The organism is Desulfoprunum sp., from assembly GCF_053613775.1.
This window is the reverse complement of sequence record NZ_JBSHXH010000008.1, coordinates 494,743-507,350: the sequence shown is the minus strand read 5'-3', so window position 1 is coordinate 507,350 and position 12,608 is coordinate 494,743. Positions and strand designations below refer to the sequence as shown.

6 protein-coding genes and 2 pseudogenes are annotated in these 12,608 nt (G+C 57.0%); 2 read left to right on the top strand and 6 right to left on the bottom strand.

Annotation, left to right across the window (positions count from 1 at the left end):
- Nucleotides 1-658: 658 nt before the first annotated feature.
- Nucleotides 659-4,909, bottom strand: coding sequence for an acyl-CoA dehydratase activase (locus tag ACWGKN_RS17090; RefSeq protein WP_452095681.1), 4,251 nt, complete (start codon nucleotides 4,907-4,909; stop codon nucleotides 659-661).
- 195 nt (nucleotides 4,910-5,104) lie between these two features.
- On the opposite strand from ACWGKN_RS17090, the gene ACWGKN_RS17085 reads away from it, so the two are divergent.
- Both ACWGKN_RS17085 and ACWGKN_RS17080 read left to right on the top strand, forming a co-directional pair.
- Nucleotides 5,105-5,980: a transposase gene (locus ACWGKN_RS17085; protein WP_452095680.1), complete on the top strand. Its 876-nt coding sequence runs from the start codon at nucleotides 5,105-5,107 to the stop codon at nucleotides 5,978-5,980.
- A 44-nt stretch (nucleotides 5,981-6,024) separates the two neighbouring features.
- On the top strand, nucleotides 6,025-6,210 hold the full coding sequence (locus ACWGKN_RS17080) for a hypothetical protein (RefSeq protein ID WP_452095679.1): 186 nt from the start codon (nucleotides 6,025-6,027) through the stop codon (nucleotides 6,208-6,210).
- Between the two features lie 202 nt (nucleotides 6,211-6,412).
- On the opposite strand, the gene ltrA is transcribed toward ACWGKN_RS17080, so the two are convergent.
- The 5 genes and pseudogenes from ltrA to ACWGKN_RS17055 all read right to left on the bottom strand — a co-directional run bounded on the left by ltrA (nucleotide 6,413) and on the right by ACWGKN_RS17055 (nucleotide 12,607).
- On the bottom strand, nucleotides 6,413-7,720 hold the full coding sequence (gene ltrA, locus ACWGKN_RS17075; protein ID WP_452095678.1) for a group II intron reverse transcriptase/maturase: 1,308 nt from the start codon (nucleotides 7,718-7,720) through the stop codon (nucleotides 6,413-6,415).
- 653 nt (nucleotides 7,721-8,373) lie between these two features.
- Nucleotides 8,374-8,565 carry a hypothetical protein gene (locus tag ACWGKN_RS17070; RefSeq protein WP_035233549.1) on the bottom strand — a complete coding sequence of 64 codons (192 nt, stop codon included), beginning with the start codon at nucleotides 8,563-8,565 and terminating at the stop codon, nucleotides 8,374-8,376.
- Nucleotides 8,562-9,104, bottom strand: coding sequence for a zeta toxin family protein (locus ACWGKN_RS17065; protein WP_035233548.1), 543 nt, complete (start codon nucleotides 9,102-9,104; stop codon nucleotides 8,562-8,564). The genes ACWGKN_RS17070 and ACWGKN_RS17065 overlap by 4 nt, the downstream gene beginning before the upstream one ends.
- A pseudogene (locus ACWGKN_RS17060) lies at nucleotides 9,091-10,476 on the bottom strand (restriction endonuclease subunit S). Before ACWGKN_RS17060 ends, ACWGKN_RS17065 begins: the two are co-directional and overlap by 14 nt.
- Nucleotides 10,473-12,607: pseudogene (locus ACWGKN_RS17055) on the bottom strand (type I restriction-modification system subunit M). The pseudogenes ACWGKN_RS17060 and ACWGKN_RS17055 overlap by 4 nt, the downstream one beginning before the upstream one ends.
- Nucleotide 12,608: the final 1 nt, after the last annotated feature.

Below are 12,608 nucleotides of genomic sequence, written 5' to 3'. Positions count from 1 at the left end.
TGTTAGCTGTCTGTCCTGCTGCCTTTCCCATGTATACAGTAAAGAAATTCAATCTTCAAGGGTTTAATCAAACATTGTTACCAAGCTTTCCCATCAGCAAAAAAGATAATGTGACTATTTTCTTAACATTCAATGTGTTACACTAAATAGACCTTAATGCCAATGAATCAAGATGTTCACGCAAAAAAAGAACAATATGTCGGCCTGATAAATGCAACAATCTGTTTTCATGTGGAATATTAAAATACCATTCAACCCCTGTCGATCGCCGCGTAACATTGTTACCATTTGCATTCTATTAAACAAATTTCGAAGACGGTTATATCATGGTTGCATTCTTCAACGATGCACCATCCACCCGTCGACAAAAGAATCTTTGATACCTGTATCATATCGTATTATTTATTTTTTTCATGATCAGCCGCTATGATCGCCGATAATGTACCGATCATGTCACCCATCGCCACCAGACAAGATCAACCCAGTGATTCCAGCAATATCATGGCAGGAAGAATATTGTTCTTTACGTAAAGCAGCACGGCATAACAAAAAAGGCCGTATTCCGAGGACGAAAAAAGGGGAAATCCCGGCGGGACCAGAGAGATGAGGCAATTGTCTGTTAGTCGGGATAGTCGGGAAGGCCCGCAGGTCTCCCCAATCAATCATGCCATCGGCATTTCGACAGGGGGGCGGCAAGGTGCAACCCTCCCTCTCTCCGGGGAAACTTGAGATAGGGGATGATCACCTCGTTTTTGGAGCCGCCGGTACCGTCGTAGGTCACCGACACCACCGGCACACCGGTCAACCGCTCGATATCCTCGCGCATTGCCTGGGTGATCAGCGAGGCGCAGCACAGGGCCGGACTGGCCTGGACGAAGAGAACAATATCGGGATAGTGCTTCTTGAGGTAGTGGATTTTCAAGATATTATCCATCGATTCCCCGGTATTTTCGACGGAGATCCGGTAAGCCGCCAGAATCTTCTCCGGATTGTCGGTATACTCGAATTCCCCCTCGCCCAGGATCCGATTGAATATCCGGAAGTAGGCCTTCTCCATCTGGGTCATCGTCGCCAGCAGGGTCCGATAGGACAGGACATCGAGGTACTTTCCCTCATTGAACCACTTGCGGAAGTAGGAACCGGCGATCATCTTGGCATAATTGCTGTAAGGTGTCGTGATCACCTCGCCGCCGTTATTCTCGATGAAACGCACCAGGTCCTGGTTCATCACGCGGTTGTCACGAACATAGAGATCCCCGAAAATAGCGACCTTGGGGCGCTTCTTCGGTCTGGTCTCGATCCACTCGAAATGTGAGATGATCTCTGCCAGGGCATCCTCCTTATCCCGTTTGCCCTCGAAGGCGTCGACGAGGATCGCGATACTCTTGTTGAGGATCCGGTCGGTCTGTCCCCGTTCGATCTCGTAGGGACGGATCCGGCAGGCCACGCGGCGCAGCATGCCGCCGAACATGTAGGCGAAGTAGGCATTCATCGTCGCCTTCAAGGAGATATCGGAAAACGACAGCTGCCCGCAGAAGACCGCCGCCCTCTCCATCCCCTGCCCCTGATCCCGCAGGATCTGGCGGATGTGATGGGGATACAGCCGGATATTGCAGGCCAGGGTCGATCGGTTGAGCCAGAGGACGGTATCTGCCGGGTCGAGCCCATTGACCCCAATGCAGTCCATATAGCCCTGGGCGATGGCGTTGAGCGGAATACACTGCCCGGTATTGTGCATGAGGCTCTGACGGATCGATCGCTCGCTCTCCTCCATCAGGATGGCATTGTAGCCCTCGCGCCGCAGGGTGGCCACCAGCAGACTGCAGGTCAGCCGGTCCCAGTTGGGGAAGACCACGTTCTTCCTCGTCAGGCTGGTCTCCAGACTGGGATTGACCACGGCATAATCGACCGGCAGCGTCGCCCGCCCTGTCTGGCATTGGTGATGGTTGCGGAAGGCCCGGATCGCCGCCTCGATCCTCGTCTCATAACCGACGCTGGAGTCGTGCTCGTCCAACTGCAGGATGAGGTAGGGCTTGCCGTGGGCCTCCATGATGGCCTTGAAATACTCGACGGCGAAGGAATCCGGCGAACACTTGAAGGACGTGACGTACACCGGATACATCCCATCCCGGGCCGCAATCGCCGCCGCCGCCTCAAGGATCCTGGCCGCGTGATCCCAGTGCAGTTCCTCGAGCAGCGGTTTCAGGGCAGCCGTCTGCGCAGGATCACCCGGCAACATGTCCTGATAGAAGGCATCGACGCCGAGATTGGCGAAGATCTGGGGAATGCCGCAGTTGAGCGACGGCGAGAGGATCGTATACGGACGGCCGACAAAAACCACTCTGATCCCCTGGGTTGCGGCGATCCTCTCTCGGCAGAGCTCCCGGTATCTCTCCCGGCACTGGCGGACAAATTCACCTGCCCGGTCATAGGCCATCGATATTTCGATAAAACCTACAGGCTGCCGGCTCACCTTCTTGATCGTCCGGTAGAGCTGGATCTTGGTATGGAAGGAAGTATAGAGATATTTCACCAGCGGTGTGAGAATCCGGCCCTCGCTCGCATCCAGGGCGAGCGATATCAGCGGGGACAGAAACTGGGTGTAGTAGCAATACTGGCGGCGGGCCTCCCGGTTCTTCTCCTCAAGATAGATCGGCAGAAAGACGTGATCGGACCGTTGCAGCAACCAGGCGACATGGCCGTGCATCGAGGCGATCGGCGCGCAGAATTCGGCGCGGCTGATCGATTTGCCGGACTTCAGTCCCTCGTCATACGACTCACTCGAGACAGTGCGGATGCCGAGGAGATCAAAGAATTTCCGCCAAAACGGCAGGTCTTCGACCATGTGCACCGCCGCCGGCAGGCCGATGACGATATTTTCCCCGTCCCGGGCCTCGGCCCGGAAGGCGGTGACCCTGCAGCGTTCCCTGATCAGGTCGAAGGCCTTCGGGTCCCGCCGGACATACCTCTTGTCATCATAATCGCGGCCGCAGAGGAAGCCGTAGGCCACCTTGCTGTCACCGATCTCGGCAACGCTGATCTTGCAATGATTGGTACAAAGCTCGCAGACCTCCCCATGGACCGTGATCTCTTTTCGCCAGAGACCGAATCCGACGAACCGGCTGCATCCCTCCCGCCACTCATCGCGGAGGATCAGCGCCGTCCCCAGGGCACCGGTGAGGTGACAGAACTTCGACACCACGATCGGCCTGCCGAGCCGCTGCTCGAAGGCGGCGACCAGGGCCCTGTTCTTGGCGGTCGCCCCCTGGAACAGGACAGTGGTACCGATGTTCTTCTCGGTTGCCACCTTCAACAGATAATTTTCGCGCACCGAATGCAGGGCCGAGGCCAAAACCTCATCGACCGAATATCCCTCGCTCAGATAATGGTTGATGTCACGCTCCATGAAGACGGTACAGCGGGCGCTGGCCATCGGTGCCGCCACGTTTTCGGCGCGTCGGGAATAGTCGCCCGCCGGGCAGCCGAGCTTGAGTGCCTGCTCCTCGATGAAGGACCCGGTACCGGCGGCGCAGACGTTGTTCATCGTCGAAAAGGTCACCCGTCCTTCTTTCATGGTCGTGAACTTGGCGTCCTGTCCGCCGATCTCGATGATCGTATCGACCTCGGGATTGAGCTGCCGGGCGGCCCGGGCATGGGCGGTGATTTCATCGATCACCTTGTCGGCGCCCACGATCCTGCCGATGAATTTGCGACCGGAACCGGTGGTGCCGCATTGGAGCACCTCGAACGCCACGCCCCGGCGCCGGCCGATATCGTCGATGGCCCGGAAGATGTTCTGCACGGCAACTAGCGGCAGGCCGGCGGTGCGGGTGTAAAGTCCTGCCAGCACCTCCAGGTCCTGATCCATCAGGACGGCCTTGGTGCTCGTCGACCCGATATCGATCCCGAGGAAGATCCTCCCATTCCCCGTAAGATCGGTGTAGATATCGATTTCGACCGGCTGACACCCGCTCTCGACGAATTCATACTGCTCGCCACTGGTAAAATCCGGGTACGACGAATACCGCAGCTGCAGCGGCGGATACGCGTACTCCCGAACCTTCGGCGGGACCGCAAGAAGAAGATCACCGGCGTCCTTCAAGGCCACAGGGGCCGGGACCTCCTGCTCTCCGGCGCGAATATCCTCACCCAGGGCACAGGCGCAACCGATGGCGCCATAGACATGGCCCTGTTCGGGAATCGTCAGGGCCAGTCCGGAGAGTTCGCCGATATGCCGCGCCACTGTCGAATTACGGGATACGCCGCCGCAGAACACCACCTCGCCCTCGACGGCCCGGTTCAACCCCAGGGTATCGACGATGTTTTTTGCCAGGCCGCGGCACAGGCCATCGCTGATCTCGCCTAGCTGATACCCTTCCTGCTGGGCATGAATCAGATCGGTCTTGGCGAAGACGGCGCAACGCGTGGCAATCCGCGGGCACTCCCCGCAACTGCCCTCCGCTTTTCGGCTCAACTCCTCGATTCCGGCCAGGTTGAGCCTTCCCGCCTGCTGGTCGAGGAAGCTGCCGGTACCGGCAGCGCAGGAGGTATTGGCGGTACTGCCGAGGTAGTGTCCAGCGCGATCGAAGGTTGAAAAGCTGAATTTCTCACCGCCGACCAGCAGCAGGCCGCGCATGCCGGGGTGGAAATGACGACAGGCGGTCATGAAGGCGACCTGATTGTCATAGCGCCGCTGGGCCATCACGTATCCAGGCACCGATGCCGTCACCGCCACGTGGGAAATCGTGGAGAGGTCGATCCCGTTCAGCATCTCAAGGACCGTTCTCTTGATATCTCCCCGATGAAATCGGTACGCCGTCCCGACGATGGCAAGATCCGGCGACACGACCGCCATACCGACCGCTACCGCACCACAGTCGACTCCGAGAATTCCCGATATTCCATCCATTTATCATCCCCCGAGATGGCTTGCCGGCAATCGCCGGATTCCATGACGATCGAGGCTTTTGCAAAACTCCTTGAAAGGGAGCGAGGAAGAGTGGGCGACAGAACGAAAAAATGATGATAATATATTGAAATAATTGAGCTTCATGTGATTTTCCGGTACATTTTGTTTACCAACAAAGAAAACCGGAGAATCAGCATGAAGCTCGAAGAGAAAGTATCATGGTTGATGGGGAGATTACAACGAAGTTTGTTTCCCCAACTTGAAAAATGTTGTGTTTCTCCACTCTCCGAGCAAGAGAAACACCTGGTAAAGGTCCTTGAGGTCATTGAAATAGAGCGCCATATTCCGAAGAATCAGCAGTGGACAGGTCGACCAGCGGCAGAACGCCGAGCGATTGGCCGCAGTTTTGTGGCTAAAGCGGTGTTAGGCTATCCACATACCAGGAGTCTCATCAATGAGCTGCGTGCCCGCCCCAATCTCCGCCTCATCTGCGGTTTTACCAAACAACGGGACATCCCGTCGGAATCGACGTTCTCACGAGCTTTTGCCGATTTTGCCAGCTGTGAACTGGGCGCGGTGGTTCACGACACGCTGGTGCAGGATTATTTACAAGGAGAATTGATCGGCCATGTCAGCCGAGATTCCACAGCGATCATTGGTCGGGAAAAAGCGGCGAGGAAGGAAAAGATGGTGAAAGTCCCGCGCAAACGGGGGCGGCCGGCCAAAGGAGAGCAACGTCCACCGGCAGAAGAGAAACGGTTGGACCGCCAGGTGCGGCAGGAGCCGGCCGTAGCGCTTGCCGAATTGCCAACGGTCTGCAATCGCGGCACCAAGAGAAATGCCAAGGGCTGCCAGGAAAGCTGGAATGGTTACAAACTTCATGCCGATGTCAACGACACCATGTTACCCCTGAGTGTTTTTTTGACATCAGCCTCGGTACACGACAGCCAGGTGGCGATACCCCTGATGAAGCAGACCAGTTCCAAGGTAACCTACTGCCATGATTTGATGGATGCTGCGTATGACGCACGAGGCAGATATGGGAACAGAGTCGTGAACCGGGTCATGTAGCGATAATCGACCGAAATCCGAGGCATGGAGGAGAAGTCCTGCCGATGAGTACTCACACGGCGAAACGATACAACGAGCGTAGTTCCGTAGAGCGGTTCAATGGGAGGCTCGAAGAGGAATTCGGCGGGCGCACTGTCATGGTTCGCGGTCCCGCCAAGGTGATGATGCATTTGATGTTTGGTGTTGTCGCGCTGTTTGCCGATCAGCTTATCAGATTGACGGGGTACTGACGGCGATAAACGACAACCTTACTTTGTCGAGTAGACCGACTTCTCCACAAGGAACAACGCTTTCACCAATTGGCTTTTCAGAACGCCTCGCCGCACGCGGCTACTACGTGCATCGATGACAAACAACATTCTCTGTGTTGAAGCAAGCCCCTCACAGAACCGTGCTTGCGCTATTCACGCACACGGCTCCTCATCATCGCTTTCACCTCGATTCGAACAGATTCACCAGGATCAGCGGTCTCGGCAATGGAAACTTGTTCAGAAATTGCCTGAACTTTCCCATCGTCATGCTGCCCCGCTTCCCGCGACGGTCAAGCCACTTGAAGAGCAATAGGCGAACAGCGTGAACATATCGACCAATCCCGTGCGAATTGTCTGTGACCCCATAATACGCAATGTGTCCGCGGACCTTGGCCACAACAGTTTTCATCAGCTCGGGAACCGGACTCGTTCGGTTCGCCTTCAACCATTCTTTCAACGCCAACAACTTGGCCTTGAATTTCTTCCGAGAGGTCAGGCGTTTCATCCGGAATCGCCGGCCATTTCGCGTTCGGCTACAGTAGTGCGTCAATCCCAAAAAATCGAAGGTCTGAGCTTTCTCACCCCTCGCCCGAGCCTTGGACTCGGCCAAAGGGCCAAACTCCAAAACCTTGGTCTTCTCCGCCGCTACTTCCAAACCGAAACGCCCCAGCCGCTCCTCCAGGTCTGCCCGAAATCGTCGTGCATCGCTTTCTCTCTGAAAGCACACCACAAAATCATCAGCATACCGGATAAGTCGCGACCTGCCGGCGCACGACCGGGAAAACACCCGCGCATACCACAGATCAAGGCTGTAGTGCAGATAGACATTGGCCAGCAACGGCGAGACGACTCCTCCTTGCGGGGTGCCCTGCTCCGTCGCGGCAATCTCTCCATGCTCAAAGACCCCGGCTTTCAGAAAACGCTTCACATAACGCAACACTCGCTTGTCGCCTATCCGGTGACCGAGAAACTTCATCAGCCATTCGTGCTGGACGTTATCAAAGAACCCCTTGATATCGGCCTCCACGATATAATGAACTCTCCCGCCCTCCACTTCGACGCTCAGCGCACGCAATGCATCGTGGCAGCCGCGACCCGGCCGAAACCCGTACGAGTCGGTTATGAAGTCTGCTTCATGGATCGCTTCCGGAATCCGAACCGGACCCGCCTGCACCACCTTGTCTTCCAGGACCGGTATCCCCAACGGCCTCTGTTTGTTGCTCCCCGGTTTAGGGATATACACCCGGCATACCGGTTGCGGTATATACGACATCCTGTGCAGCCGATTAACCAACTCCCTCAGATTGCCTTCAAGATTCCTGCCGTATTCCTCCTTGGTGACTCTGTCTATGCCCGAGGCTGCATCCTTGCGCAAACCCTCGAAACATCCCCGCAGAAGCTCTTCGTTCATCAGATGAAACAAGCTGGTGAACTTGAAACATGGCTCTCGGCGGGCCTTCTCCGCTATCCGTTGCAATCTCGTTTCCACTTCAGCTCTGCGACTGGGCACAGTTCGTGTCTCCTTGACAACGGTCGCTCCGATGTGACGCCCTTCCCTCCAGCAGCGTTACCCGCCTTCAACGGTACTACGGCGCCATCCGACTCCCCGACTCCCGTTTGCCTTACTCCCTTTCTTATCGGTTGCTCGGCATACTCGCCTCCAGGCAAGAGGCGCCAGGGTCTCCCGGGTTACCGCATATTCACTCTGTCCGACATGCCATGCTCTCAGACCCCGAGGAAGCGAAATCCGGCTCGCCACTATCGCCGGCTCCATCTTGATTTCCGTGCTTGCAACCACGTCATCCTTCCCGACTCGAGCATTTCGGGGCTCAATCACTTCAACCTTACGGCTTACGGCCTGTCGTCTGGCTATCCTACGCTTAACCGCATCAGTTACCCGCTACGGTCCAAGGACTCACTACCCGGTGGTTGGCTAGACCTTCCGGAACGGGCTTCGCACCCGCTAGAATATGCGACCTTGCCCGGCCGCACTGCAGGCGGCTCCGTGGTATCCGTTTTCATATCAGCGCCCCGATACTCATTTTTTGTCCTTACCGATTTCTCCAGACAGTGGTTGGAGAATTCTCGCACCGGTGGCGCGAGTTTTTCCTGTTCACCCTGTCCGTCATCCCGGTTACGGAATCACTCGCCAGCCAAGGTATTCTGCCGCTCCTCGACGACGTGGCCATCCTTCCACACGACAACGCCAGCGCCTACCTGTTTTGCCCGCTGCCGGGCTTTCGCCGCCGCCCGTTTCATGGCGATTTCCGCCGCCGCCAAATCTGGATCGCGTTTTTTCGGTTCGTTGCCGGAAGCCATGGTTTTATCGCTCATGTGTTCACTCCTTCTTCTATGAGAATGGGCTCGCTGCCGGAATTGTCATAAAGCGCCCATTCATCGACCAGCGGTTTGTAGAGGTTTTCGAGATTGCGCAGCCCGGACGCGAAACGCCGCCGAATGACCGGCTCGGGAATGTTGTGGCCGCCTTCGCGCACGCGTTGCCGGACCCGGGCAATGGCCAGTTCCGGCGACGCCAGGCGAAGGAAGAACAGCTTGACGATGTAGCCCTCCGCTCGCCAGCCGGGGATCAGTCCGGCATAGCCCCGGCCGCTCAAGGTGGTCTCGAAGGCGAAACTCTGGCCCCGCCTGGCGTTGCTGTAAATTTCTTCCAGCATCAGCCGCCCGGCGCGAAAGGCCGCCCGTTCCGGCTCGAACGGGGCAATTCCGGCGGCGATGAGATCGGCGTTAACAAAGGTTGAACACCCGGCCTCCTTCGGCAGAAACTCTTCGGCAAAGGTGGTTTCCCCAGCGCCGTTGGGACCGGCGATGATGATGATTTTTTTCTCCGGCTTGCTGTTGTCAGTCGGTTTCATCCATGTCCCCCTCGTCATCGATCACGTCATCGGCATCGGCATCGGCGGTGTCATCTTCCAGCGCCAGCAGTTCGTCCTCGGCGACCTCCGGCACCTCGATGCCACGTACATCCACTTGGCCGGTGACCACATCGGGAATCAGCCGGGTGCGATATTCTCGCATCAGTTCGATCTCGTGCTGAGCGCGGGTGATGGCCTGGTCGATCTCTGCCGATTTTTCCTGGATGTGTTCAAGAATTTCTTGCTGCTCGTTCACAGGTGGATACGCAAACTTAAGATTGCCTATAAATGTCCAATCAGCTCGGGGCATTTTTGCCCCAAATGTTGAGCTATTAATCAGATCAATTACGCGTTTTGAACGAAGATTTTGTTCAAGGAAATCAGGCGATACATCTCCGGTCGCTCGCAAAACCAGAAACTCGCCTACACAAACTCCAGCTGTCTTTGGCCGTGTTACCTTCGCCAGATACGGGCGTAGCTTTCCGAATAAAACATCACTGGGCTGAAAACGCTTCACCTGACTATCAAAGGTGATCTCGTCATCAGGTAGTGAAATCCTGCCGGTTCAGCTTTCTACGTGTTCAAGAGCTATATACGTCTCGCCTGCCTGTTTTTCGGAAGTTTGCTCATTCAAGTTGTGGCACAAGAACTTGAGTCGGCGAACCTCCCAATGCTCCGGAATATCTCCGATCCATTCCACGCCGCTGGGCTTGAACTTGACCTTGGGATCAAGCCCTCGGGTCACGGCCTGGTTGATGACGTTCCGCTTCTGCTCCTTGAGCAGTTCGATGAGCCGCCGTTTGTTGCGGATGAACTTGCGGAACAAGCGGTCTTGCGCCTTCAGGAATCGTGCGATGGTCTGCTGCTCTTCCTGCGGAGGGCAGACCACCGGCATGCTCAGAAATTTATCGGAATAGAGCCTGAGCCGGGAAGAGCGAATGCCCGTTGACCGGAAAATGTATTCCGACCGATACCCTTCAATCCGCAGCAGGTGATCGAGATAGTAGTTATCGTAGTCCTGATTGCTTCTTGGCCGGTAAACGCCATAAGCGGGACTCACAATTCCGTCGTGGTTCGAGAAGCACAAAGCAGACATCCAGGCCCACATCGTATTGATGACCAGATCGCCTGTTTGGCAGCGCTTATGGCCGACATTCGACTCGGCCTTGAACATGGTCACGTTCTTCTGGCTGCGGGGAGTCACTCCCGTGATGTGCGACACCGAGAGCATTTCTTCGTCGCCTGTCTGGGAGCGCTCATCAATCTCTTTGAAGTAATACTTTGCCCGTTTCTCAGGCCAATGTGCGGGAATGCTCCCGACCCAGCTCACTCCCGCGTCCTTGTATTCTGGATAAGGAGCCAGCTTCATCACTCAGCCTCCCCGACAATCTGTTCCAAAAGCCCTTCGGTTTCCTGCTCCAGGGCATAGATGTCGGCCTTGATGTCATCGAGGGTGCGCATGGACGCGGGCCGGTAGAAATGGCGGGTGAAGGAGATCTCGTAGCCCACCAGCGTTTTGCCCGGATCGATCCATGCGTCCGGGGTGTAGGGCAGCACCTCGCGCCGGAAGAACGCCTCGATGCCGCCTTCTTCCAGCAGCGGCACCTGCTCGCTGTCGCGCAGGGCGGTATCCGGCTCGTATTCGACCACGCAGGTCTTGCCGCCCACCTCGGCCTCGAACAGGCCGTGGATGGGATCGGGCGTGGCCTTGCCGGGCTTGTGGACCTTCTTCAGCACCGGCGCGGCGTCCTCGCTGGTGTCGCAGAGTTCGCCTTGCAGCACTTTCTTGCGCTTGGCGGTGAGCTTGACACCGTGCTTGTCGGCATCGGCCTCGACGGCGTCCATGAAGGCGTTGAAATCCAGGTGCGGCCCGGTTCCAAGCGTCTCGGCCACGCGGCGGGCCAGGTTGGCCAGCGGCTCTTCCTTGGCCTTGGCGCAGGCCCGCTCGAACCGTTCCAGCCGGGCCGGGCTCAGGTCGACGGCGAGGCGCAGCGGACGATCCACCGTCACCTTCCAATAGCCAAATGCCTCGTTGGGGAAGATCTTGGATTTCTCGGTTTCGACCGGATTCACCACCAGGTCGCAGATGGCGCGGATATGTTCCTCGGAGAACTGGCAGTTCTTCTTGCCGAGGTTGCGGCGCAGCGGCACGTACCATTCGGTGGCGTCGATGAGCTGGACCTTGCCCCGGCGCGTATCAGACTTGCGGTTGGTCAGCACCCAGATGTAGGTGGCGATGCCGGTGTTGTAGAACGTGTTCTCCGGCAGGGCGATGATGGCCTCCAGCCAGTCGTTTTCGATGATCCAGCGGCGGATGTTGCTCTCGCCCTGACCGGCGTCGCCGGTGAAAAGCGACGAGCCGTTGTGGACTTCGGCGATGCGGCTGCCGAGGCGGGTGGTGTGCTTCATCTTGGAGAGCTTGTTGACCAGGAACATGAGCTGCCCGTCCGAGGAGCGGGTGATCATCTTGTATTCCGGGTCGCCACCGTGCTGGGTGACAAAGCGCGGGTCCTTGATATCACCTTTACCGCCCAGTCGCTCCAGGTCGGTTTTCCAGCTCTTGCCGTAAGGCGGATTGGAGAGCATGAAGTCGAACTCCTGCGACGGGAAGGCATCGCTGGAGAGCGTGGAACCGTACTTCATGTTCTCGGCCTCGGCCCCTTCGCCTTTGAGCAGCAGGTCGGCCTTGGAGATGGCGTAGGTTTCCGGCTGCACTTCCTGACCGAAAAGATGGATGGAGACATCCTTGCAGTGACTCTGGGCCAGCTCGGACAGACGTTCCTCCGCCACGGTCAGCATGCCACCGGTGCCGCAAGCCCCGTCGTAAACAAGATAGGTGCCGGATTCGATATCGTCGGCCACCGGCAGGAAGATCAGGTCGGCCATGAGCTTGACCACATCGCGGGGCGTGAAGTGCTCTCCGGCTTCTTCGTTGTTCTCCTCGTTGAAGCGACGGATCAGCTCCTCGAAAATGGTGCCCATGGAGTGGTTGTCGAGCGCCGGGAGAAGCTCGTTGCCGTCCACGTCCTGAACAGGCTTGGGGCTGAGATTGACGCGGCCGTCGAGAAACTTCTCAATCAGATGGCCGAGGATGTCGGCCTCGATCAACGTAGGGATCTGGTTGCGGAACTTGAACTTGTCGAGGATCTCCTGGACGTTGGGTGAAAAGCCGTCCAGATAAGCTTCGAAATCGGCCTTGAGCTGTTGCTGCTTGGCGCGGTTCTTCAGGTCGCGCAGGGTAAATGGCGAGACGTTATAAAAGGCCTCGCCTGCGGCCTGGCAGAGCGCGGCATGTTGTGGTTGGCGATCCCGGCCCAGTCGAGCTGCTTTTTCATGCCGAGCACCTTTTACTTGCTCGGCTCCAAGAGCGCGTCGAGACGGCGGATGACCGTCATCGGCAGGATCACATCACGGTACTTGCCGCGCACATAGACATCGCGCAACACATCGTCGGCGATACCCCAGATAAAATTCACGATGCTGTTATGGATCACATGGTTCATA